The following is a 22,669-nucleotide window of genomic DNA, read 5'->3' on the forward strand; positions in this document are numbered from 1 at the left end:
GCTCTTCGTCATGGCCAGCACCCCGGCCATCCATGTCCTTTGTGCAGCACGTTGTAAAGGCGTGGATGCGCGGGGCAAGCCCGGGTATGACGAATTGAGGCGTATTGATTGCCGCAGTTCCATCTCTGCGATACCGGTACGCCTCTAAGAAGCGCCACAGGAAATCGACATGACCGACTTCGACCCCGCCCAACACCGCATGGTGAGCGAACAGCGCTGGTTCGAGGATTTTGTGCTCGGCGAACGCTTCGTGATTCCGAGCCGGACCCAGACGTCGGCGGTGTTCGCCGCATTCCAGACCGCGAGCGGCGACACCCATCCGATCCATTACGACGTCGAATATTGCCGCGCCCGCGGCATGCCGGACCTGCTCGCGCATGGCTTCCAGACCCTGGTCCACACCGCGCCAGGTGCAGGCCTGTTTCCCTACATCGTCGAGGAATCGCTGGTCGGCTTCCTCGAACAGTCGAGCAAGTTCTTGAAGCCGGTCTATGCCGGCGACACCATCTACCCCGCGCTCGAAGTGACCGAACTTGTCCCCGGCCGCAGCACCGGCGTGGTGACGCTGCGCTCGACCGTGTTCAACCAGCGCAAGGAATTGGTGCTGGAGGGAATGCAGAAATTCCTGATCCGGCGCCGGCCGCCCTCATAAGAAGCCCGGCCTCCCGTTCGGAACCGCGAAAAAGGCCCGAAAATTAAGGCTTTTCGCCAATGTTGCGGGCCTTGAGGGTTGCCGCACGGGGCCCCCTGCCCTAACTAGTACAAATCATGAAATTCCTTGACGAGGCAAAGGTCTATATCCGCTCCGGCGACGGCGGCAACGGCTGCGTGGCGTTCCGCCGCGAGAAGTTCATCGAGTTCGGTGGACCCTCCGGCGGCAATGGCGGCCGCGGCGGCGACGTCATCGTCGAGGTGGTCGACGGGCTGAACACGCTGATCGACTACCGCTATCAGCAGCACTTCAAGGCACAGAAGGGCACCAATGGCATGGGCAAGGACCGCCATGGCGCCAACGGCAAATCGATCGTTCTCAAGGTGCCGGTCGGCACGCAGATTTTTGATGAGGACCGCGAAACGCTGATCCACGACTTCACCGAGCTTGGCGAAAAGTTCGTGCTGGCGCAGGGCGGCAATGGCGGCTTCGGCAACGCGCATTTCAAATCCTCGACCAACCGCGCGCCGCGCAACGCCAATCCCGGCCAGGAAGGCGAGGAGCGCTGGATCTGGCTGCGGCTGAAGCTGATTGCGGATGCCGGCCTCGTCGGCCTGCCCAATGCCGGCAAATCAACCTTCCTTTCCGTCGTCAGCGCGGCGAAACCGAAGATCGCCGACTATCCCTTCACCACGCTGCATCCGCAGCTCGGCGTCGTGAACGCGCAGGGCCGCGAATTCGTGCTCGCCGACATTCCCGGACTGATCGAGGGCGCGCATGAAGGCGCCGGCCTCGGCGACCGCTTTCTCGGTCATGTCGAGCGTTGCCGCGTGCTGCTGCATCTGATTGATGCGACCTGCGAGCATGCCGGCAAGGCCTACAAGACCGTGCGGACCGAGCTCGAGGCCTATGAGGGGCATCTCGCCGACAAGATCGAGATCGTGGCGCTGAACAAGATCGATGCGGTAGCACCAGACGAATTGAAGAAGCAGAAGGAGCGCCTGAAGCGCGCCGCCAAGAAGACGCCGCTTCTGCTCTCCGCCGCCACCCGCGAAGGGGTGCAGCAAGCGCTCAACGCGCTGGTCGAGGTGATCGGCGAGGCCCCGGTGTCGCTCAAGGCCAAGGGTGGGCAGGCGCCGTGGGCACCGGTGACGCCGCCGCAGGGCTAGCTCAAACTTAGCCTTTGCCGCGGCCGCGCCACTTCCAAATCGCGGAGCTGGCGCGTATTGCTTCCCGACAATCCCTTTCATTCGACCACATCCATGAAACACCCCGCGCTCAAAAACTTCCGCCGCATCGTCGTCAAGGTCGGCTCCTCGCTGCTGGTCGATTCTGATGCCGGCGAGGTCCGCGCCAAATGGCTATCGGCGCTGGTCGCCGATATCGCCAAGTTGCACGGTGAAGGCCGCGACGTTCTCGTGGTCTCGTCGGGCTCGATCGCGCTCGGGCGCAGCCGCCTGAAGCTACCGCGCGGGCCGTTGAAGCTCGAAGAGAGTCAGGGCGCCGCCGCCGTGGGACAGATTGCGCTGGCGCGGATCTGGTCGGAGGTGCTTGGCGCGCACGGTATTGGCTCCGGGCAGATCCTGGTGACGCTGCAGGATACCGAGGAGCGCCGTCGCTACCTCAACGCCCGCTCGACCATTGCCAAACTCTTGGAATGGCGCGCGGTGCCCGTGATCAACGAAAACGATACGGTTGCCACCAACGAGATTCGCTATGGCGACAATGATCGTCTCGCCGCACGCGTCGCCACCATGGCGAGCGCTGATCTGCTGATCCTGCTGTCCGACATCGACGGGCTTTACGACGCGCCGCCCGGCGCCAATCCGAACGCAAAACTGATTCCGATCGTGGAGTCCGTCACCTCGGAGATCGAGGGCATGGCGGGCGCGGCCGAATCCGAATTGTCGCGCGGCGGCATGTTCACCAAGATCGAGGCGGCGAAGATTGCGACCACCTCAGGCACGCATATGCTGATCGCCTCGGGCAAGATCGAGCATCCGCTGCAGGCTGTTGCGGACGGCGGACGCTGCACCTGGTTCCTGACGCCGGCCAATCCTGTCACCGCGCGAAAACGCTGGATCGCGGGCTCGCTGGAGCCGAAGGGTACGCTGACCATCGATGCCGGCGCGGTCGCGGCGCTGCGTGCAGGCAAGAGCCTGCTGCCGGCCGGGGTGATCAGGATCGACGGCCAGTTCGCCCGCGGCGATGCGGTGGTGGTGCGCGGACCCGATACCCACGAAATCGGCCGCGGTCTCGTCGCCTACGACGCCGAGGACGCCGAAAAGATCAAGGGCCGCTCCTCGCCGGACGTGATGGCGATCCTAGGCATCTCAGGCCGGGCGGAGATGATCCATCGGGATGATCTCGTGGTGGGGCCGGCCGGGACCGTTCCGGTCAAATAGACATTCAACTAGGCCTTTGGCCGAGCTACCGTTTTCCGATTTCGCCAACCAGCCATGCCGGTTCCGGACCTCGCAAAAGCGCGATTTCCGTGCTAGGGCATGGCCTTAACTCCAGACTCGAGACCTCCGATGACCGCCTTCCTGAAGGCAATCGACGGCAACGCCGATCTGCCCGCTTTGATGACCGAGCTCGCTTCGCAAGCGCGCGCTGCCGCGCGGGTGCTGGCGCTGGCGCCGCCGGCGCAGAAGGACCGGGCGCTGGAGGCGATCGAACGGGCGATCCGCGCCAATGCGGCAAAGATCCTCGCGGCCAATGCCGAAGACGTGGTGGAAGTGAAGGCCGGCGGCGCGACCTCGGCTTTCATCGACCGGCTGACGCTGACGCCGGCGCGGATCGATTCCATGGCTGACGGTGTCGCCACGGTGCGCGCCATTCCCGACCCCGTCGGCACCGTGACCGAGAGCTGGCAGCGGCCGAACGGCATGACCATCGAGCGCGTGCGCGTGCCGCTCGGCGTGATTGGCGTAATCTTCGAAAGCCGTCCCAATGTCGCGGCGGATGCCGGCGTGCTGTGCCTGAAGTCCGGCAACGCCGTGATCCTGCGCGGCGGCTCCGACAGCTTTCGCTCGTGCCGCGCCATCCACGAATGCCTCACGCAGGGCCTGCGCGAGGCCGGCCTGCCGGAAGCCGCGATCACGCTGGTGCCGACCCGCGACCGCGCGGCCGTCGGTCTGATGTTGTCCGGACTGAACGGCGGCATCGACGTGATCGTGCCACGCGGCGGCAAGAGCCTGGTGGCGCGGGTCGAAGCGGAAGCGCGCGTACCGGTGTTTGCGCATCTCGAAGGCGTCAACCACGTCTATGTCGATGCCAGCGCCAAGCTCGACATGGCCAAGTCGATCGTGCTGAACGCCAAGATGCGCCGCACCGGCGTCTGCGGCGCGGCCGAGACGTTGCTGGTCGATCGCGCCGGCGCCGCAACTACGCTCAAACCGCTGGTCGAAATGTTGCTCGAATCCGGCTGCGAGGTGCGCGGCGACGACGCCGTGCAGAACATCGATGTGCGCGTGAAGCCGGCAACGGATGAGGATTGGGATACCGAGTATCTCGATGCCGTCATTGCCGCGCGCGTCGTCGACGGTGTCGATGGGGCGATCGCCCATGTCCAGAATCATGGCTCGCGCCACACCGACGCGATCGTCGCCGAAGATGCCAAGGCGGCCGAAAAATTCCTCAACGAGGTCGATTCGGCGATCGTGCTGCACAACGCCTCGACGCAGTTTGCCGATGGCGGCGAGTTCGGCTTCGGCGCGGAGATCGGGATCGCCACCGGCAAATTCCACGCCCGCGGCCCGGTCGGCGCCGAACAACTGACGACCTTCAAGTACCGCGTTCACGGCACCGGGCAGACGCGGCCGTGAACGCGAGCCCGCGCCCGCGGTGACCCGGCTGATGCAACTGCAATCCGCCGCGCAGGCTATCCCCTTTCACGCCAACGGTATGCGGATCGGCCTGCTCGGCGGCTCGTTCAATCCGCCGCACGCGGCGCATCGCGCGATCAGCCTGTTTGCGCTCAAGCGTCTGAAGCTCGATCGCGTCTGGTGGCTGCTGACGCCAGGCAATCCGCTCAAGGATAACGGCCAGCTGCACGGCTTTGCAGAACGCGCTAATGCCGCACTTGATATCGCCGACGATCCGCGCATCGACGTCAGCTGTCTCGAAGCTGTCATTGGCACCCGATACACTGTCGATACGATCATCCACTTGCGCCGCCGCGTTTCCGGCGTGCATTTCGTCTGGATCATGGGCGCCGACAATCTTGCGCAATTCCATCGTTGGCAGAACTGGCGGCGCATTGCCGCAGAGGTGCCGATTGCAGTGATCGACCGTCCGCCGGAAAGTTTCCGCGCGCTGGCCGCGCCGGCCGCACAGGCCCTGGCGCGCTATCGGTTGCCTGCAAATCAGGCGGCCCGGCTAGCAGATCAACGCGCTCCCGCCTGGGTTTTCCTCACCGGTCTGAAACTGAACATGTCGTCAACCGGCCTGCGGAACCCAGACGGTAGCTGGAAGGCAAAGAAGTGACAGTCTGGTCTGAACCGGCAGTTGGGGACACTGGAATATTGAAACCGTTAACCCCACATGCCTAATATGGTCCGCGACGCCGGGATTCGGCGTTTGCGATACAGTGAAAGGAATGGTCCCTGGCCACATCTGTATTGTCCAAGTCAAAGTCTGTTTTACCCAAGGTTCCCAGCAAGTCTGCCAAGACCCCGCGTAAAACATCGACACAAGCTGCGGCCTTGAAGGCGCAACCCGACGCCGACAAGACGCTGAATATGATCCTCTCCCGCCTCGACGATATGAAGGCGGAAGAAACGGTCACCATCGACCTTCGCGGCAAATCCGCCTTTTCCGACTACATGATCGTCACGTCAGGACGCGCCAACCGGCACGTCGGCGCGATCGCGGAAAACGTCACCAAAGCCCTGAAGGAAACCGGCATCAAGAACATCCATGTCGAGGGCTTGCCCAATTGCGACTGGGTGCTGATCGATTCCGGCGATGTGGTCGTGCACGTATTCAGACCCGAGGTGCGCGAATTCTACAACCTCGAAAGGTTGTGGGCGCAGAACCCGGCGGCGGCAGCGATCTGAACGCCCTGCCGATGCGAATCGGCTGAGGCGTATTTAGTCTGCTTGACGCGCGCGAGAAGCGCGCGTGGCGAAAAGTGCACGCCAGAAACAGCAATCATGCGCCTTGTCGTGGTCTCGATCGGCCGGCTGAAACAGGGGCCGGAACAGGAGCTGGCCGAACGCTATCGCGAGCGCTTCGAGGACATCGGCCGCAAGCTGGGCTTCCGCGGCCTTGCGATTCATGAAATTCCCGAAAGCCGCGCGCGCGACATCGCGACCCGGATCGCGGAGGAAGCCGCGGCGATTTCGGCGGCGATACCGGAGAAATCGGTGCTGGTGGCGCTGGACGAGCACGGCAGGAGCATCGATAGCGCGACGTTTGCCCGGCAGCTCGGCCAGTGGCGGGACGAAGGGATCGCCAACACAATTTTCGCCATCGGAGGCGCGGACGGACTTTCGCCCGAATTGCAGCGCAAGGCTAAATTGCGCATTGCGTTCGGCCCGGCGACCTGGCCGCATCAAATGGTCCGCGTCATGCTTCTTGAACAGATTTACCGGGCCGCCACCATTCTGGCCGGCCACCCCTACCATCGCGCGTAAGGCACGGTGACGTGAACACAGACAACGCAGCATAGGCCGGATGCATTCAACGCGGGACATACATTCATACCCTGGCACCGCCAATCGCGGCGCGCCGTTGACGCCCGCCGTTTCACTTCCCCTGATCCTGCTTTCCGCAAGCTTCGCTGCGGCATGGCTTTCGCCAGCGGTCGCGCAGTCCGCAGCGCCGGCGCAGCAGGCGACCGCTGCTTCTCCCGACGCCCTCAAGCAGCGCGAGCAGGAATTGGAGGCCGCCCGCCAGGAGCAGCGCAAGGCGGCCGAGTTGCAACAAAAGCTGAAGGCCGACATTGCGGCGATCGGTCAGGACCGCTCCAAGCTCAACCAGCAAGTGATCGACATCGCCGCTCAGGTGCGCAACGTCGAGACCCGCATCGGCGAGACTGAGGGGCGGCTGCGGCCGCTCGATAGTCGCGAGATGCAGATCCGCACTTCGCTCGATTCACGCCGCTCCGAAATCGTCGAGGTGCTGGCGGCGCTGCAGCGGGCCGGACGGCGCACCCCGCCCGCGTTGTTGGTGCGGCCCGAGGACGCGCTGCAGTCGCTGCGCACTGCCATGCTGCTTGGGTCCGTCGTCCCCGAGTTGCGCGGCCGCGCGGAAAAACTTACGGCCGACCTCACCGAACTTGTGAATCTGCGCAAGGACATCGCCAACCAGCGCGACGTACTGGCTCGGGACCGCGACAGGCTGAAGGACGATTCCATCAGGCTGGCCGCGCTGGTGGAAGAGCGGCAGCGCAAGCAGAGCGCGATCGAAAAGGACATGGAGGCCGAAGGTGCGCGCGCCATCAACCTGTCCAAGCAGGTCGACAGTTTGCAGGGCCTGATCACGAAAATGGAGCAGGACCTGAAGAGCGCCGCCAAGGCGGCCGCCACCGCCAGCCTGAAGGGCACCCCGCCCGCCCCCGGCGGCAAGCCTAATCTTGGGGCACTGAAGGATCCCGCCCGGCTCAGCCCCGCGATCGCATTTGCTTCCGCGAAGGGGCTATTCGCCTTTCCGGTCAATGGCCGCAAGATTCGCGATTTTGGCGGTTCCGACGGCGCGGGTGGCGTCGAAAAAGGCATTTCTTTGACAACCCGAGCCGGGGCTCAGGTCACAACACCGTGTGACGGCTGGGTTGTTTACGCCGGGCCCTTCCGGAGCTACGGACAACTCTTGATCCTCAATGCCGGGGGCGGGTATCATGTCCTGATCGCCGGGATGGAGCGCATTTCGGTAAACATCGGCCAGTTTGTACTTACGGGAGAGCCGGTCGCGACCATGGGGACGACGTCCCAGGTCGCATCCATTCTCGCGACGACCGCGAGCCAGCCGGTGCTCTATGTCGAGTTCCGTAAGGACGGCACTCCAATCGACTCAGGCCCATGGTGGGCCGCTAACGAAGGCGAAAAGGTTCGCGGATGATGCGCAAGACTTCTGTAATTCTTCTCAGCGCCGCCACCGGTGCGGCTTTGACGCTCTTCGTCACGCAGCCTCGTTCCGTGCTGATGGGATCGAGTGCGCGTGCCGCAACCTCGGACACCTATCGCCAGCTCAATCTGTTCGGCGACGTGTTCGAGCGCGTGCGCAGCGATTATGTCGAGAAGCCTGACGACGGCAAGCTGGTCGAGTCGGCGATCTCAGGCATGCTGGCCGGACTCGATCCGCATTCCAGCTACATGGACGCGAAGAGTTTCCGCGACATGCAGGTGCAGACCCGCGGTGAATTCGGCGGACTCGGCATCGAGGTCACGATGGAAGACGGTCTGATCAAGGTCGTCTCGCCGATCGACGACACGCCGGCATCGAAGGCCGGCATCATGGCCAACGACATCATCACCAATCTCGACGACGAAGCCGTACAGGGTCTCACCCTCAACCAGGCGGTCGAGAAGATGCGCGGACCGGTCAATACCAAGATCCGTCTCAAGATCATCCGCAAGGGCCAGGACAATCCGATCGAAGTGACACTGGTGCGCGACAACATCCGCGTCCGCTCGGTCCGTGCGCGCGTCGAGCAGGACGACATTGCCTATATCCGCGTCACTACTTTCAACGAACAGACCACCGAAGGCCTGAAGCGCGAGATCGGCAGCCTCACGAATCAGATCGGCGACAAGCTGAAGGGCTTCATCATCGATCTCAGAAACAATCCCGGCGGTCTGCTGGAGGAAGCGGTGACGGTTTCCGACACCTTCCTTGAGAAGGGCGAGATCGTTTCGACCCGCGGCCGCAATGCCGAAGAGACCCAGCGCCGCGCCGCCCATGCGGGTGACCTGACGAAGGGCAAGCCGATCATCGTGCTGGTCAATGGCGGCTCGGCCTCAGCCTCTGAAATCGTCGCCGGCGCGCTGCAGGACCACAAGCGTGCGACGCTGGTCGGCACCCGCTCGTTCGGCAAGGGCTCGGTGCAGACCATCATCCCGCTCGGCAGCGGCAACGGCGCGCTGCGCCTGACCACCGCGCGCTATTACACGCCGTCCGGCAAGTCGATCCAGGCCAAGGGTATCGTGCCCGACATCGAGGTGCTGCAGGATGTCCCGGATGAGCTGAAGTCGCGTACCGACACCAAGGGCGAGGCTTCGCTGCGCGGCCATCTGAAGAACGACGGCGACGAAAAGACCGGCTCGCAATCCTACGTGCCGCCGGACGCCAAGGACGACAAGGCGCTGAAGACCGCGGCCGACCTGCTGCACGGCATCAAGTCGACGGCGAGCGCGCCGGCGACCGGAGACAAGGCGGCAGTCGACAAACCCGCCACCAAGGCGGCGAACTGATCCGGCGACCGGGATTTTAGTCACAACAAAAGGGGCGGCTCTCGGCCGCCCCTTTTTCGTTGCCAGTTCGTCTCCGGGGGCGACGACCGGTGCTTTTGCGGGGCCGGTGCAGGCGCTCGAATCCGGCCCATCGTGGTATCGTCGACGTGGTTGATTCGGGGAGGTCTATGACGGAAACGGCCGACGAGCTGAGCACGCCGCTCGGGCAGAAAACCGAGCGCAAAAAACGCCGGTTTCGGCTGCCGTTCACCGCAATGCAAGCGCTGGCGGTGTTGCTCGGCCTGTTCCTGGTCGGCTTCCTGACCGTCGCCCTCTTTGTCGACAACCCGCTGGGAGGCGAGCCCGTCGCCCGCGTCGCCTTGCGCACGCCGGCGACGGACGAAAAGCAGCCTGTCACCGAGAAAGCTGCGAAATCGGCATCCCAGCATTCCCCGGCCAGCGACAACAAGACCGTCACCATCATCGACGGCTCCAGCGGCAAGCGCCAGGACATCGTGATCGGCGGCGATGCCGGCGACAAGGCAGGCGCGGAATCCGCGCCGGCAAGCCCGATGGCCGGCATCGACCAGCGGCTCCTGGAAAAGTCGCGCTACGGCATGATCCCGGTGGTGGCCGATGGCCTCAAACCCTTTACGGTCTACGCGGCCGACGCCGACCGCACCAAGGCCGCCAAGATGCCGGTGATCGCGATCGTCGTCGGCGGCCTCGGCGTCGGCGCCGCCAAGACCACCGATGCCATCATGAAACTGCCGCCGGCCGTGACGCTGGCGTTCACGCCTTACGGCGCGGATCCCGCCAAACTGGCCGAACGGGCCCGGGCGCAGCGCCACGAGATCCTGCTGCAGGTTCCGATGGAGCCGTTCGATTACCCCGATAACGATCCCGGTCCGCAGACCCTGCTGACGACGCTGACATCCGAGCAGAACATCGACCGGCTGTACTGGCACCTTAGCCGGTTTCAGGGTTATGCCGGGATCGCCAACTTCATGGGCGCGCGTTTCACGGCAACGGATACCGTGATGCAGCCGATCATCCGCGAGGCGGCCAAGCGCGGCCTTGGCTATCTCGATGACGGCTCCTCGCCGCGCAGCGCCGCCGGATCGCTCACGGCAGCCCAATCGATGCCCTTTGCCAAGGCCGATTTTACCATCGACGCCGTGCCGACCTCGGCCGAGATCGACCGGACGCTGGTCAAGTTGGAAACGCTCGCCAAGGAACGCGGAACGGCAGTGGGTGTCGCCTCGGCCCTGCCAATTTCGATCGAGCGCCTTGCCGCCTGGATCAAGACGCTGGACAGCCGCGGCATCATGCTTGTGCCATTGACAACGGCGATGCTGAAATCAAAATCAGGCTAGAGATCAAGCTGATGGCGGCGAACCGGGCTTCCCCGACTGCGCCAGCCCAACCAATTGTGGGTGAGTTGATGCAGGCAAGGGAGTCCTGACGGAAATGGCGCGCTACGAGGACCTGCCTTACCGGACCTGCGTCGGCATGATGCTGATCAACGCGGCCGGGTTGGTCTTCATTGGCCGGCGCGCCGGCGGCATCGAACATGTCGATGAAACCCATGTCTGGCAGATGCCGCAGGGCGGGGTCGATCCCGGCGAGGATACCTGGGAGGCCGCCAAGCGCGAGCTTTATGAGGAAACCAGCGTCCGCTCGGTGGAGAAGCTCGGCGAAGTCCCGGATTGGCTGATCTACGACATTCCCCGCACGGTGGCCGGCCGCGCCTGGAAGGGCCGCTATCGCGGGCAACGACAGAAATGGTACGCGGTGCGCTTCACCGGCAAGGACGCGGAGATCAATGTTGCGAGCCCCGGCGGCGGCGGACACAAGGCCGAGTTCGTGAGCTGGCGCTGGGAGCCGATGAAGAATCTCCCGACCCTGATCGTTCCGTTCAAGCGGCCGGTCTATGAGCGCGTGGTCAAGGAATTCTCCGGCCTCGCGGGCGGTTAGCATGACGCATCTTCCAAGTAGTGCCCGGTCATTCCGGGGCATGCGAAGCATGAACCCGGAATCTCGAGATTCCGGGTTCGCGCTACCGCGCGCCCCGGAATGACGGTGACCGAAAATGTCCGACAAACCCTATCGGCCCAATGTGGGAATTGCGCTGTTCAACGCCTCGGGCCGGGTGCTGATCGGCCGCCGTTTCCGCGACGATGGGCCGGAAATCATTCTTCCCGGGTTGGAATGGCAGATGCCGCAGGGCGGCATCGACGCCGACGAGAACCCGCGCGATGCCGTAATGCGCGAGCTATGGGAAGAGACCGGGGCGGTCAGCGCCGAATACCTCGGCGAGGCCGATTGGATGAATTACGAATTTCCGCCCTATGACGGTCCGCCCGACCATCGCCTGGCGAAGTTCCGCGGCCAGCGGCAGAAATGGTTCGCGCTGCGGTTCACCGGTCGCGACGAGGAGATCGACCCGCTGACGCCGCGCAATGGCCAGCCGGCTGAATTCGATTCCTGGCGCTGGGAAAGGCTGGAGCGCGTGGCTGACCTCGTGGTGCCGTTCCGGCGCGACGTGTACCGGATGGTGGCGCAGGTATTTGCGGAGTTCGCCCGTTAGATTGTCTCGCCACAGCCGCGGGACGCGAGACGCTTGACAGCCTTTTGTCGCTCAATAGTTTTCGGCCGGCCTAGCTCGCAGAAGGCACCTGATACCGTCGGTGGTTTGGTATCAGCGAACCTTTTTGTGTCGGCCGCAGACTAAAAGGCTCAGCCTTGAAATAACCCGCCACTGTACGGTGTCTTGCCTCTCATGATGGACGTGACTGTAGCCAAGCGCCGCCGGAGCTTCGAATGGCGGGTGCATGACCGGAATGGCAGGCTGATGTTCAGCGGGCGGGAACGCACCCGTCCGGCCGCCAGGTACCAAGGCTACCGGCACCTGTTCATCCTGCTGGCGATCGGCCGGCGGTCACCTAAGGTTCGGACTCTCGAGATATTCCCGACGTCGGACGAACTGGACGCAGGCGCCAACCCCTCTTGGACTAGTTCGGCCCGACCGAAAACGGGCCAATCCCGATAATCTGGCAATTGCTGTCGCGCTTGACGCAGTCGGCCAGCGCTTCGTTGATCGCCGCCTGTTCGCTCGTCGCCTTCAGCGCCAGTCCGGGCCGGCCAGCCGCGCCAACCGCGACCGCGTTCCAACCACTCTGCGCTTCCGAAATCCGCCGCGCGACATCCTCGCGCGCGTCAGCTGATATCATCGTACTGCCGGTGGCCCTGAAGAAGCCGGTGACCTTCAGCGTGGTCGGAATCGGCACCACGAAATCGTCGTTGACGGCAACGACGATGCACGGCACGCTGGCGATCCCCCCGCAAGACTCCAGGGCGCGTCGCACCGCCTCCTCCGTCGTCTCGAGCGCGATGGGAAAGAACAGTACGCCGCCGCCAGGTCCAATCGCGAGCGCTTTGTTTCTTCGTGCCGGCACGTAGACCGCTTCGAGGCGGGCCTTGGCGGGGTCCCGGGCGAGCGGGACATTCTTCGCGACGAACGGCTGCTCGGTCGCGCCGTCACGCCGGATCCAGGGCAATGGCGGCAGCGGCGGTTTGCCATGGGCGTACACGATCGCATCACCGACCGCGTATAGTTCGCATTTGCGCGGCGATTGCGCCGCCTCCGCGCGCTTCTGGCATTGCTCGATCGCAGCGCCCCTCGCCACTTCCTCGCTCGGTTGCGCGGTGACGAAGGCATTGAACCCGCCGACATTGAGCGCGAACGCCTTGAAGTCGGCCGCCGGGACGTAGTCGGTGGCGAATGAGGCGCGGGCCCTGTCGCTGATGAAGGGAATACTTGCCGCAACAAACCTGTCGACCGACGCGACCACCGATGGCGACGGCGACGGAGGTTGTGGCGATGGGCTGTCCGGGGCTTTGGCTGCGGGCACCGGCGCTGGCACCGCCGCGATCGCTGACGGTGCCGGCGCAGGGCGTGCCATGCTGCTGGGAGATGCGACCTTGGTCGCCGAGCTCTCCAGCTTGGTGAAGTAAAGAAAGCCGCCGACACCGATCGCCGCGAGGCTGACCACCGTGACCGCAACCGGCCACATCCAGTTCGGCTGTGTGGCGCCTTGCGGCTTAGCCGACTTCTTGACCTGCGGCGTGGCGTAGGTGCCGTCGTCGCGGCGCATCGCCACCATATAGGCGTGCACCGGCGTCGGGATGTTCTTCACTTCCTGCGCGCCGATATCGGCGAACTGCACCGACAGCTTGTTGGCGACCTGCTCGTGAACCGCGCGCGAGATGCAGATGCCGCCGACCTCGGCGAGACCCTCCAGGCGCGCGGCGATGTTGACGCCGTCGCCAAGCAGATCGCCGTCGCGCTCGACCACGTCGCCTATCGTGATGCCCATGCGAAAGGCCATCTGCCGGCTGGGCGGATACGCCATATTACGGGTGCGCAGGCTCTCCTGGATATCGATGGCACAACGCACGGCTTCGACCGCGCTCGGAAATTCGGCGAGCACGGCGTCGCCGGCGGTATTGAAAATGCGGCCGCCACCCTTGGCGATGAAATCGTCGGTCACCTGGCGGTAGGAGGCCAGCCGGCGCAGCGTCTCCTCTTCGTCCTCGGCAACCAGTCTGGAATAGCCGGCAATATCGGCCGCAAAAATCGCCGCGATCTTGCGCTTCATGAATAGCAGCCCCGAACCACAATCCGCGGCAGCATGCCGCCAGAAGTTCCCGGACGCAACCATGGCGGTTCCGGGCGATGGCGGGCGGCCTTGCAAGACCAACACTGCCGCAAAAAGCGCAGCGCCCGTCACGGTGTGACGAGCGCTGATGCAGCCCGGGCCTTCATTGCGCCCCGGAGCAGTGCCCCGGGGCTTAGTGCATAGCCGTGGCGCTGAGCTCTTGCTGAATGCTCTTGAAGTGGTCCAGCCGCTCGATAGCGTGATCGAGCTCGGAGCCTTCCTTCTCGGCTAGCTTGGCTTCCATCTCGGCGATGGTCTCGGCGAACTGCGCGCGGTCGACGTCAGCGATCGAGGTGGCGACGTCGGCGAGCACGGTGAGGCCGTTTTCCGACATTTCGGCAAGTCCGCCGAGTACGATCACCTTTTCACGGGTGCCGCCGGCGGTGATGGTCAGGATGCCCGGGCGGACCGCGGCTACGACCGGCGCGTGACCCGCCAGCACACCGAAATCGCCTTCCAGACCGGGAACGTCAACCTGATCGACTTCGCCGGAGAAGGCGAGCTTTTCGGGGGAGACGAGATCGAAATGAAAGGTAGCCATGGAGAACCTGCGAGTAGCGAGTAGCGAACAGCGAGTGGGAAGAATGGGAGCAGCGCTATCCGCTACTCCGTATTCGTCATTCGCCCCTTAGGCCGCTTCGGCAGCCAGCCTCCTGCCCTTCTCGACGGCTTCTTCGATGGTGCCGACCATGTAGAAGGCCGCTTCCGGCAGATGGTCGTACTTGCCTTCGCAGAGACCGCGGAAGCCCTTGATGGTGTCGGCGAGGTCGACGAACTTGCCCGGCGAACCGGTGAAGACTTCGGCAACGTGGAACGGCTGCGACAGGAAGCGCTCGACCTTGCGGGCGCGGGCCACGGTGATCTTGTCCTCTTCCGACAGTTCGTCCATGCCGAGAATGGCGATGATGTCCTGCAGCGACTTGTACTTCTGCAGCACCTGCTGAACCATGCGCGCGGTCTGATAGTGCTCTTCGCCGACGACGAGCGGGGAGAGCATGCGCGAGGTGGAGTCGAGCGGGTCGACCGCCGGATAGATGCCCTTTTCCGAGATCGCGCGGCTCAGCACCGTGGTGGCGTCCAAGTGGGCGAACGAGGTGGCGGGCGCCGGGTCGGTCAAGTCGTCGGCGGGCACGTAGATCGCCTGCACCGAAGTGATCGAGCCCTTCTGCGTGGTGGTGATGCGCTCCTGCAGCGCGCCCATGTCGGTCGCGAGCGTCGGCTGATAACCCACCGCTGAAGGAATACGACCGAGCAGCGCCGACACTTCGGAGCCGGCCTGCGTGAAGCGGAAGATGTTGTCGACGAAGAACAGCACGTCCTGGCCCTGGTCGCGGAAGTGCTCGGCGACCGTCAGACCGGTGAGGCCGACGCGAGCGCGGGCGCCGGGCGGCTCGTTCATCTGGCCGAACACCAGTGCGCACTTCGACTTCACGTTCGGATCCGGATTGTGCGGATCGGCGTTGACCTTGGATTCGATGAACTCGTGATAGAGGTCGTTGCCTTCGCGGGTACGCTCGCCGACGCCGGCGAACACCGAGTAACCACCGTGCGCCTTGGCGACGTTGTTGATCAGTTCCTGAATCAGCACGGTCTTGCCGACGCCGGCGCCGCCGAACAGGCCGATCTTGCCGCCCTTGGCGTAGGGCGCGAGCAGGTCGACGACCTTGATGCCGGTCACGAGAATCTCGGCTTCGGTGGACTGGTCGGTGTAGGACGGCGCTTCCTGGTGGATGGCGCGCTTGCCTTCGAACTTGATCGGACCGGCTTCGTCGATCGGTTCGCCGATGACGTTCATGATGCGCCCCAGTGTGCCGTCACCGACCGGAATTGCGATGGGCTCGCCGGTGTCGGTCACTTCCTGACCGCGCACCAGACCTTCGGTAGCGTCCATCGCAATCGTGCGCACGGTGGATTCACCGAGGTGCTGCGCGACTTCCAGCACCAGGCGGTTGCCGCCGTTCTTGGTTTCCAGCGAATTGAGAATGGCCGGCAGATGACCCTCGAACTGCACGTCGACAACGGCGCCCATGACTTGGGTGACGCGACCGATCTGGTTAGCTGCTGTGGCCATGAATTGCTCTCCTTCGAAATTCTGTACTTGAACGACCGTCGGTTGGTTCGTGCGCTAGACCGCCTCGGCGCCGGAGATGATCTCGATCAGCTCCTTGGTGATCTGGGCTTGACGGGTTCGGTTGTAGACCAGGGTTTGCTTGCGGATCATTTCGCCGGCGTTGCGGGTGGCGTTATCCATCGCGCTCATCTGCGCGCCGTAGAAAGAGGCGTTGTTTTCCAAGAGCGCGCGGAAGATCTGCACCGCAAGATTGCGCGGCAACAGCCGCGTCAGAATCTCGTCTTCCTCCGGCTCATATTCGTAAGCGGTCGACGGACCGGCATTGGCGGCCGGCTCTTCGACCACCAGCGGAATCACCTGCTGGGCGGTCGGGATCTGCGCGATGACGGATTTGAAGCGCGAATAGAACAGCGTGCAGACGTCGAACTCGCCGGCTTCGAACCGTGCCAGGACCTTCTTGGCGATATCCTCGGCGTTGACGAAACCGAGCTGGCGAACCCCGCGCAGATCGACGTGCTCGATAATCTGCTTGTCGAAGGTGCGGCGAAGCTGGTCGTAGCCCTTGCGGCCGACGCAGAAAATCTTGACGTCCTTGCCCTGGTTTATCAGGGAGAGCGCGCGCTCACGCGCCAGACGTACGATCGCCGAATTGAACGCGCCGCACAGGCCGCGTTCGCCGGTGCAGACCAGCAGCAGGTGCACCTGGTCCCTGCCGGTGCCGGCCAGCAGCGCCGGAGCGCCGGGAGAACTGGCGGCAGCAGCGGCGATATTGGAAATCACCGCATCCATCTTTTCGGCGTAGGGACGGGCCGCTTCGGCCGCGCTCTGCGCGCGCCGCAGCTTCGAGGCCGCGACCATCTGCATCGCCTTGGTGATCTTCTGCGTCGCCTTGGTCGAGGCGATGCGGACCCGCATGTCTTTAAGTGAAGCCATTCTCAGTTCACCCCGGCGATCCGGCCATCAGGCCCCGACCGCAAGCCACTCTTTCGTCGGGTCCGGCCGAAGGCCGGGCCGCAACGGCAAATCATCAAGCAAACGCCTTGGCGTAACCGTCGACCACGCTCTTCAGCTTGCCGGCGAGATCGTCGGAGAGATCGCGGCTGTCACGGATGCCGTTGAGAATGTCGACGTTCTTGCCGCGCAGCAGCGACAGCAAGCCGTCCTCGAAGGCGCGCACCTTGTTGAGCGGGAGCGCATCGAGATAACCGTTGGTGCCGGCCCAGATCACGCAGACCTGCTCTTCCATCTTCAGCGGCGAGAACTGCGGCTGCTTCAGGAGTTCGGTCAGGCGCGAACCACGGTTCAGGAGGCGCTGCGTCGAGGCGTCGAGGTCGGAGCCGAACTGCGCGAACGCAGCCATTTCGCGGTACTGCGCCAGCTCACCCTTGATCTTGCCGGCGACCTTCTTCATCGCCTTGGTCTGCGCCGAAGAGCCGACGCGCGACACCGACAGACCGACGTTCACCGCGGGACGGATGCCCTGGAAGAACAGGTCGGTTTCCAGGAAGATCTGGCCGTCGGTAATCGAAATCACGTTGGTCGGGATGTAGGCCGACACGTCGTTGGCCTGGGTTTCGATGACCGGCAGCGCCGTCAGCGAGCCGGAGCCCTGGTCCTTGTTGAGCTTCGCCGCGCGCTCGAGCAGGCGGGAGTGCAGGTAGAACACGTCGCCCGGATAGGCTTCGCGGCCCGGCGGACGGCGCAGCAAGAGCGACATCTGACGGTAAGCGACGGCCTGCTTGGACAAGTCGTCATAGATGATGACGGCGTGCATGCCGTTGTCGCGGAAGTACTCGCCCATGGTGCAGCCGGTGAACGGCGCGATGTACTGCATCGGCGCCGGATCGGATGCGGTGGCGGCGACGATGATCGAATATTCCAGCGCGCCCTGCTCTTCCAGCACCTTGACGAACTGGGCAACGGTCGAACGCTTCTGGCCGATCGCGACGTAGACGCAATACAGCTTGATGTTCTCGTCGGGCTGCGCGTTGAGCGGCTTCTGGTTCAGGATGGTGTCGAGCGCGATCGCGGTCTTGCCGGTCTGGCGGTCGCCGATGATCAGCTCGCGCTGGCCGCGGCCGACCGGGATCAGCGCATCGATCGCCTTGAGGCCGGTCGCCATCGGCTCGCTCACCGACTTGCGCGGAATGATGCCGGGCGCCTTGACGTCGACGCGCATGCGCTTGTCGGCCTGGATCGGACCCTTGCCGTCGATCGGGTTACCCAGCGCGTCGACGACGCGGCCGAGCAGACCCTTGCCGACCGGCGTGTCCACGATGGCGCGGGTGCGCTTGACGGTCTGGCCTTCCTTGATCTCGCGGTCGGCGCCGAAGATCACGATACCGACGTTGTCGGTTTCGAGGTTGAGCGCCATGCCGCGGGTGCCGTTCTCGAACTCGACCATTTCACCGGCCTGGACGTTGTCCAGACCGTAGACGCGGGCAATACCGTCGCCGACGGACAGCACCTGTCCGACTTCGGTGACCTCAGCCTCCTGGCCGAAATTCTTGATCTGGTCCTTGAGGATCGCGGAAATTTCCGCGGCGCGGATGTCCATCAGCCTGCCTCTTTCATCGCGTGCTTGATCGAATTGAGTTTGGTGCGAAGCGAACTATCCACCATGCGGCTGCCGAGCTTGACCACAAGGCCGCCGATGATGGAGGGATCGACTTTCACGTTGAGCGCGACGTCCTTGCCCGTCACTGATTTCAGTGCGGTCTTCAGCGCGTCGAGATTCTTTTCATTGAGCTGTTCGGCGACGGTAACGTCGGCGGTCGCCTCGCCCTTGAACTTCGCCACCAGCGCCCGGTAGGCGCGGATCACATCGGCCACGGCAAACAGCCGGCGGTTGGCGGTCAACACTTTGAGGAATTTGGCTGAGGTAGCGGTAATGCCGGCTTTGTCGAGCAGGGCATTGAGCGCTTTGGCTTGTGCATCTGCCGAGAAGACCGGGCTGCGGACGAGACGCTTGAGATCGGCGCTTTCGTTCAGCATGGCCTCGAATTTATCGAGATCGGCCTTCACTGCGTCGATGGATTTCTCCTCGCGCGCCAACTCGAACAAGGCCGTAGCATAACGGCCGGACACCCCGGAAACGGACGGATCTTCTGCAGCCACAGACTCGCTCTTTTTTCAGCTGTCAAACTCGCAAGGGAAAAACCGTCGCCACGGGTAGCGGCGCCTAGCGATCCAAGCCCTTGGAATTCAAGCGGGACTTCGATTTTCGACCGGCACGAGAAGTGCCGGGATCGTTAAAATCGCGGCTTTGCTAACATAGCAAGCGCGCAGGTGCAACATGACCGCGCGTTCGGGCGATGCCTTGTCGCATGTCGATTTTCAGGCCCGGTTGAAGGTTGTTTTGAGCCAACTCCGCACGCCCGAATTTGGCCCGCTCCCGACCCGCGACGCCGCACCCTTCCCCGAGCGGTGAATTGGTTCCGAGCGTATTTGCATGGCGGCTATGAACCGAGACGTGCGGAACGAATCGGGCCGGCCCGCTCCATTTGCCCATTACTTGCCTAAATCTTTCCCCTCCTGAGGAGAACTGTATTCGCAAGTAATAGACAGTATTGAATTAGTTAAAATTGGGTTAACGCGCAAGATTACGGAACATCACCTGATTAGTTGCACGCGGTAACAAGATATGTCAGCCGCCAACAAACAGGAACTACTGCCCAATTCATGCCTTATTGGCTGATCAAACGGCAACCGCTGAAACTGGGACGGGGGTTCCATTTGTCACGTATGTGGCAATACTACCTGAGGGACTAGTTTAATGTTGCATACCAATAAGATCGTGCCGGGAACTCTAACCCGGTCGCGTACAGCGTTCGCGTTGATCGCCGCAACTCTCCTGGTCGGCGGCAGCATCACCGAAGCTTCCGCCAAATCCAGGCATCACCGCCACCACCACCATTCCCACCACGCCAAGGCTCAGCCGGCCGGCGATAGCTGGCTGAACGCCAACGCCTCGATCGGCTCCGAGAGCACCGGGCGCGGCTTCTCGGGAAAGGCTTCCTTTTACGGCAATGAATCCGGCAGCAAGACTGCCTCCGGACAGCGCTTCAATCAGAACGCCATGACCGCAGCCCACCGCTCGCTGCCGTTCGGCACCAAGCTCCGGGTGACCCATCGCGGCCAGAGCGTGATCGTCACGATCAACGACCGCGGCCCCTTCATCAAGGGACGCGTGCTCGACCTCTCCAAGGGCGCGGCCCGTGCCATCGGCCTGACCGGCGCCGGCGTCGGCCACGTCACTGCCGAGGTTATCTCCTAAAGGCGCGCCGATCGCGCACCGTTTTCCGTAAGCGTTGCGTTGCGTAACCGTCGCGGGGCTTGCCGCGGCAACAAAGGCCTGTCGTCGCAAATGACGGCAGGCTTTTTTTGTTGTTCCGAAGCTCTTCCACGTCATTGCGAGCCAACGGGTCGGCGCGAAGCGCCGCCCGATGACAGGCTCCGCGAAGCAATCCATCCCGCCGCGCATGAGGAGCGATGGATTGCTTCGTCGCGTCGCTCTTCGCAATGACGCGGAGAGGTTTCGCTTCAGCTACAAAAAGCTCTGCGGATCGACGTCGACTTCGAGCTTGAGATTGCCCTTGGTCTTCGGCCCGGCAGCCAGCCATTCGCGCAAATACTCCGACAAATCGACGTTGCGCAGCGACTTCACCAAAATCCGGAACCGGTAGCGGCCCTTGATCACTGCAAGCGGCGCCTCCGCAGGGCCCAGTACCTGGATGCGCTCGTCGATCGGGGCTATGGCGGCGAGCCTGCGCGCAAAGCCTTCCGCACTCGGCCGATCGCCTGCGGAGATGATCAAGCTGGCGAGACGGCCGAACGGCGGATAGCCGGTGCGCTCGCGCGCCTCGATCTCGCTGGCGTAGAACGCCTCGCGGCCGCTCGCGACCAGGGCCTTCATCACGGGATGTTCGGGCTGATGGGTCTGCAAAAAGCCTATGCCGCGGCCCTGCTCGCGCCCCGCGCGCCCGATCACCTGGTTGAGCAATTGGAACGTGCGTTCGGCGGCGCGCGGATCGCCATTGCCGAGGCCCAGATCGGCGTCGACCACGCCGACCAAATTGAGCCGCGGAAAGTTATGTCCCTTCGCCACCAGTTGCGTGCCGATAATGATGTCGACGCGGCCTTCAGCGATTTCGTTCAGTTCGCTGCGCATGGTCTCGATCGAGGTGATGAGATCACTCGACAGCACCATGGTGCGCGCTTCCGGAAACAGCGCTGCCGCCTCTTCCTGCAGCCGCTCGACGCCGGGGCCGACTGCCACCAGCGATTCCTCGGCCTGGCAATGCGGGCAGATGTTCGGGCGCGGCATCGAGAAGCCGCAATGGTGGCAGACCAGCCGCTGGCGGAAGCGATGATCGACCAGCCAAGCGTCGCAAATGGTGCAGGCGAAGCGGTGGCCGCAGGCGCGGCATAGCGTCAGCGGCGCATAGCCACGGCGGTTGAGGAACAACAGCGCCTGTTCGCGCTTCTCGATCGCGAAGCGAATCTGCTCGGCGAGCGGCGGCGAGATGAAGCGACCGCGCGGCGGTGGTGCGCGGCGCAGATCGATCGCCTCGATATGCGGCATGTGCTGACCGCCGAAGCGCGACGGCAGTGCGACGCGCTGATAGCGCCCCTTGCGCGCATTGACCTCGGTCTCGACCGACGGCGTCGCGGACGCCAGCACGATCGGAATCTTGGCTATATGCGCGCGCACCACAGCCATGTCGCGGGCGTGATAGTGTGCGCCATCGTCCTGCTTGTAGGCCTGGTCGTGTTCTTCATCGACGATGATCAGGCCGAGATCGGCGTAAGGCAGAAATAGCGCCGAGCGCGCGCCGACCACGACCGGCGCTTCGCCGGCCGATATCGCGGCCCAATTGCGCTGCCGCGTGCGCGGCGTCAGTTCGGAGTGCCACTCGATCGGGCGCACGCCAAAACGCTGGGCAAAACGGTCGAGGAATTGCCCTGTCAGCGCGATCTCCGGCATCAGGATCAGCGTCTGCTTGCCGCGCCGGACGACCTCCGCAATCGCCTCGAAATAGACTTCGGTCTTGCCCGAGCCGGTGACGCCGTCGAGCAGCGCGACATGGAACGTGCCATTGGCGGCGAGCGCGCGCATCGCATCCACCGCCGCGCGCTGCTGATGGGAGAATTCCGGCTGCGCGAAGGCGGGATCGGGCGGCGGCGGCGCCAGCGGCGGCGGCATCGCCTCGATCGCCAGCGTGCCCTCGTCGACCAGCCCGTCGACCACGCCTGAGCTGACGCCGGCCTCCCGCGCCGCATCCGACTTGCCGTGCAAGAGGCCATCGGACAGCACTTCGATCAGCCGCCGCCTTGCCGGCGTCAGCCGCCGTGGCGGCTCACCGACCAGCCGCACGCCGAGGCGCATCCGCTCGGGGCCGAGATTTTCGCCCATCCGCAATGCCATGCGCAGCACCATGCCGCGCGCTGAGAGCGTGTAGTTGGCGACCCAGTCGACCAGGCTGCGCAGTTCTTCCTTCAGCGGCGGCACGTCGAGCTTTTCGCCGACGTCCTTCAGGCGGTTGTGTAGCCGCGGATCGGGATTGGCATTTTCCGCCCACACCACCGCCACCACCTCGCGCGGCCCGAGCGGCACGCAGACGACATCGCCCGCCGTCAGCTCCATGCCGCGCGGCACGCGGTAGGAATAGTTTTGATTGAGCGCGACCGGCACCAGCACGTCGACCACACGGGTCGACGAGGCCGAGGAGCTGGTTTGGCGGGTGGCGTGGTCCATCAGGGAATCAGGCTTGGGGCAATCCGCAGCGAGGCTAGCGCCGCTCCGGCCAGTTAGCGAACGGTAAACGAAAGA

At 63.9% G+C, this 22,669-nt stretch carries 21 protein-coding genes; 14 read left to right on the plus strand and 7 right to left on the minus strand.

Translation table 11 applies throughout. The features are described from left to right. The first annotated feature begins 169 nt into the window (after positions 1 to 169). The 12 genes from ACH79_RS09505 (at position 170) to ACH79_RS09560 (ending at position 11,635) form a co-directional block, all read left to right on the plus strand. A complete protein-coding gene (locus tag ACH79_RS09505; protein WP_161850789.1) occupies positions 170 to 652 on the plus strand; it encodes a MaoC family dehydratase in 483 nt (160 codons plus the stop codon). Positions 653 to 768: 116 nt separating this feature from the next. Beyond that, positions 769 to 1,821 (plus strand): GTPase ObgE, encoded by a 1,053-nt coding sequence (obgE, locus tag ACH79_RS09510; protein ID WP_161850790.1) that lies wholly within the window; start codon positions 769 to 771, stop codon positions 1,819 to 1,821. A 93-nt stretch (positions 1,822 to 1,914) separates the two neighbouring features. Further along, positions 1,915 to 3,057, plus strand: coding sequence for a glutamate 5-kinase (proB, locus tag ACH79_RS09515; RefSeq protein WP_161850791.1), 1,143 nt, complete (start codon positions 1,915 to 1,917; stop codon positions 3,055 to 3,057). Positions 3,058 to 3,186: 129 nt separating this feature from the next. Next, a complete protein-coding gene (locus ACH79_RS09520) occupies positions 3,187 to 4,479 on the plus strand; it encodes a glutamate-5-semialdehyde dehydrogenase (protein WP_161850792.1) in 1,293 nt (430 codons plus the stop codon). A 31-nt stretch (positions 4,480 to 4,510) separates the two neighbouring features. Further along, on the plus strand, positions 4,511 to 5,140 hold the full coding sequence (locus ACH79_RS09525; RefSeq protein WP_161850793.1) for a nicotinate-nucleotide adenylyltransferase: 630 nt from the start codon (positions 4,511 to 4,513) through the stop codon (positions 5,138 to 5,140). A gap of 218 nt (positions 5,141 to 5,358) precedes the next feature. Then, complete coding sequence (rsfS, locus tag ACH79_RS09530) at positions 5,359 to 5,712, plus strand: ribosome silencing factor (protein WP_161850794.1); 354 nt, start codon at positions 5,359 to 5,361, stop codon at positions 5,710 to 5,712. Positions 5,713 to 5,808: 96 nt separating this feature from the next. Next, positions 5,809 to 6,291 (plus strand): 23S rRNA (pseudouridine(1915)-N(3))-methyltransferase RlmH, encoded by a 483-nt coding sequence (gene rlmH, locus ACH79_RS09535; RefSeq protein ID WP_161850795.1) that lies wholly within the window; start codon positions 5,809 to 5,811, stop codon positions 6,289 to 6,291. 40 nt (positions 6,292 to 6,331) lie between these two features. Next, positions 6,332 to 7,714 (plus strand): murein hydrolase activator EnvC, encoded by a 1,383-nt coding sequence (locus ACH79_RS09540; RefSeq protein ID WP_161850796.1) that lies wholly within the window; start codon positions 6,332 to 6,334, stop codon positions 7,712 to 7,714. After that, a complete protein-coding gene (locus ACH79_RS09545) occupies positions 7,711 to 9,066 on the plus strand; it encodes a S41 family peptidase (protein WP_161850797.1) in 1,356 nt (451 codons plus the stop codon). Before ACH79_RS09540 ends, ACH79_RS09545 begins: the two co-directional genes overlap by 4 nt. Positions 9,067 to 9,233: 167 nt before the next feature. Continuing rightward, positions 9,234 to 10,421 (plus strand): divergent polysaccharide deacetylase family protein, encoded by a 1,188-nt coding sequence (locus ACH79_RS09550; RefSeq protein WP_161850798.1) that lies wholly within the window; start codon positions 9,234 to 9,236, stop codon positions 10,419 to 10,421. A 94-nt stretch (positions 10,422 to 10,515) separates the two neighbouring features. After that, a complete protein-coding gene (locus tag ACH79_RS09555) occupies positions 10,516 to 11,022 on the plus strand; it encodes an RNA pyrophosphohydrolase (protein ID WP_161850799.1) in 507 nt (168 codons plus the stop codon). Positions 11,023 to 11,137: 115 nt separating this feature from the next. After that, positions 11,138 to 11,635, plus strand: coding sequence for an RNA pyrophosphohydrolase (locus ACH79_RS09560; protein ID WP_161850800.1), 498 nt, complete (start codon positions 11,138 to 11,140; stop codon positions 11,633 to 11,635). Between the two features lie 424 nt (positions 11,636 to 12,059). Here ACH79_RS09560 and ACH79_RS09565 read toward each other — a convergent pair whose 3' ends face one another. The 6 genes from ACH79_RS09565 to ACH79_RS09590 form a co-directional block, all read right to left on the minus strand. Next, the gene (locus tag ACH79_RS09565; protein ID WP_161850801.1) at positions 12,060 to 13,706 is read right to left on the minus strand and encodes an adenylate/guanylate cyclase domain-containing protein; all 1,647 of its coding nucleotides are present in this window, start codon (positions 13,704 to 13,706) and stop codon (positions 12,060 to 12,062) included. Between the two features lie 193 nt (positions 13,707 to 13,899). Further along, positions 13,900 to 14,307: a F0F1 ATP synthase subunit epsilon gene (locus tag ACH79_RS09570; protein ID WP_161850802.1), complete on the minus strand. Its 408-nt coding sequence runs from the start codon at positions 14,305 to 14,307 to the stop codon at positions 13,900 to 13,902. Between the two features lie 87 nt (positions 14,308 to 14,394). After that, the gene (atpD, locus tag ACH79_RS09575) at positions 14,395 to 15,837 is read right to left on the minus strand and encodes a F0F1 ATP synthase subunit beta (RefSeq protein WP_161850803.1); all 1,443 of its coding nucleotides are present in this window, start codon (positions 15,835 to 15,837) and stop codon (positions 14,395 to 14,397) included. Between the two features lie 54 nt (positions 15,838 to 15,891). Beyond that, on the minus strand, positions 15,892 to 16,770 hold the full coding sequence (locus ACH79_RS09580; protein ID WP_161850804.1) for a F0F1 ATP synthase subunit gamma: 879 nt from the start codon (positions 16,768 to 16,770) through the stop codon (positions 15,892 to 15,894). A 94-nt stretch (positions 16,771 to 16,864) separates the two neighbouring features. Further along, the gene (atpA, locus tag ACH79_RS09585; RefSeq protein WP_161850805.1) at positions 16,865 to 18,394 is read right to left on the minus strand and encodes a F0F1 ATP synthase subunit alpha; all 1,530 of its coding nucleotides are present in this window, start codon (positions 18,392 to 18,394) and stop codon (positions 16,865 to 16,867) included. Then, the gene (locus ACH79_RS09590; RefSeq protein WP_161850806.1) at positions 18,394 to 18,954 is read right to left on the minus strand and encodes a F0F1 ATP synthase subunit delta; all 561 of its coding nucleotides are present in this window, start codon (positions 18,952 to 18,954) and stop codon (positions 18,394 to 18,396) included. Before ACH79_RS09590 ends, atpA begins: the two co-directional genes overlap by 1 nt. A 178-nt stretch (positions 18,955 to 19,132) precedes the next feature. On the opposite strand from ACH79_RS09590, the gene ACH79_RS44730 reads away from it, so the two are divergent. Together ACH79_RS44730 and ACH79_RS09595 are read left to right on the plus strand one after the other, a co-directional pair. Beyond that, on the plus strand, positions 19,133 to 19,267 hold the full coding sequence (locus ACH79_RS44730) for a hypothetical protein (RefSeq protein WP_256380301.1): 135 nt from the start codon (positions 19,133 to 19,135) through the stop codon (positions 19,265 to 19,267). Between the two features lie 345 nt (positions 19,268 to 19,612). After that, positions 19,613 to 20,113, plus strand: coding sequence for a septal ring lytic transglycosylase RlpA family protein (locus ACH79_RS09595; RefSeq protein WP_161850807.1), 501 nt, complete (start codon positions 19,613 to 19,615; stop codon positions 20,111 to 20,113). A 270-nt stretch (positions 20,114 to 20,383) separates the two neighbouring features. Here the strand turns inward: ACH79_RS09595 and ACH79_RS09600 are convergent, their stop codons facing one another. After that, positions 20,384 to 22,594, minus strand: a complete 2,211-nt coding sequence (locus tag ACH79_RS09600; RefSeq protein WP_161850808.1) for a primosomal protein N' — start codon at positions 22,592 to 22,594, stop codon at positions 20,384 to 20,386. Positions 22,595 to 22,669 lie beyond the last annotated feature (75 nt).

The organism is Bradyrhizobium sp. CCBAU 051011 (genome assembly GCF_009930815.1).
In the GTDB taxonomy this organism is placed as follows: domain Bacteria; phylum Pseudomonadota; class Alphaproteobacteria; order Rhizobiales; family Xanthobacteraceae; genus Bradyrhizobium.

Excerpts from the sequence above, each read along its gene's own strand:
- ACH79_RS09580 (WP_161850804.1), bottom strand. The coding sequence starts at position 16,770 with ATGGCTTCACTTAAAGACATGCGGGTCCGCATCGCCTCGACCAAGGCG.
- proB (WP_161850791.1), top strand. The coding sequence starts at position 1,915 with ATGAAACACCCCGCGCTCAAAAACTTCCGCCGCATCGTCGTCAAGGTC.
- ACH79_RS09540 (WP_161850796.1), top strand. The coding sequence starts at position 6,332 with ATGCATTCAACGCGGGACATACATTCATACCCTGGCACCGCCAATCGC.
- obgE (WP_161850790.1), top strand. The coding sequence starts at position 769 with ATGAAATTCCTTGACGAGGCAAAGGTCTATATCCGCTCCGGCGACGGC.
- atpD (WP_161850803.1), bottom strand. The coding sequence starts at position 15,837 with ATGGCCACAGCAGCTAACCAGATCGGTCGCGTCACCCAAGTCATGGGC.
- ACH79_RS09505 (WP_161850789.1), top strand. The coding sequence starts at position 170 with ATGACCGACTTCGACCCCGCCCAACACCGCATGGTGAGCGAACAGCGC.
- atpA (WP_161850805.1), bottom strand. The coding sequence starts at position 18,394 with ATGGACATCCGCGCCGCGGAAATTTCCGCGATCCTCAAGGACCAGATC.
- rlmH (WP_161850795.1), top strand. The coding sequence starts at position 5,809 with ATGCGCCTTGTCGTGGTCTCGATCGGCCGGCTGAAACAGGGGCCGGAA.
- ACH79_RS09555 (WP_161850799.1), top strand. The coding sequence starts at position 10,516 with ATGGCGCGCTACGAGGACCTGCCTTACCGGACCTGCGTCGGCATGATG.
- ACH79_RS09520 (WP_161850792.1), top strand. The coding sequence starts at position 3,187 with ATGACCGCCTTCCTGAAGGCAATCGACGGCAACGCCGATCTGCCCGCT.
- ACH79_RS09595 (WP_161850807.1), top strand. The coding sequence starts at position 19,613 with ATGTTGCATACCAATAAGATCGTGCCGGGAACTCTAACCCGGTCGCGT.
- ACH79_RS09570 (WP_161850802.1), bottom strand. The coding sequence starts at position 14,307 with ATGGCTACCTTTCATTTCGATCTCGTCTCCCCCGAAAAGCTCGCCTTC.
- ACH79_RS09600 (WP_161850808.1), bottom strand. The coding sequence starts at position 22,594 with ATGGACCACGCCACCCGCCAAACCAGCTCCTCGGCCTCGTCGACCCGT.
- ACH79_RS09525 (WP_161850793.1), top strand. The coding sequence starts at position 4,511 with ATGCAACTGCAATCCGCCGCGCAGGCTATCCCCTTTCACGCCAACGGT.
- ACH79_RS09545 (WP_161850797.1), top strand. The coding sequence starts at position 7,711 with ATGATGCGCAAGACTTCTGTAATTCTTCTCAGCGCCGCCACCGGTGCG.
- ACH79_RS09560 (WP_161850800.1), top strand. The coding sequence starts at position 11,138 with ATGTCCGACAAACCCTATCGGCCCAATGTGGGAATTGCGCTGTTCAAC.
- ACH79_RS44730 (WP_256380301.1), top strand. The coding sequence starts at position 19,133 with ATGACCGCGCGTTCGGGCGATGCCTTGTCGCATGTCGATTTTCAGGCC.
- ACH79_RS09550 (WP_161850798.1), top strand. The coding sequence starts at position 9,234 with ATGACGGAAACGGCCGACGAGCTGAGCACGCCGCTCGGGCAGAAAACC.
- ACH79_RS09565 (WP_161850801.1), bottom strand. The coding sequence starts at position 13,706 with ATGAAGCGCAAGATCGCGGCGATTTTTGCGGCCGATATTGCCGGCTAT.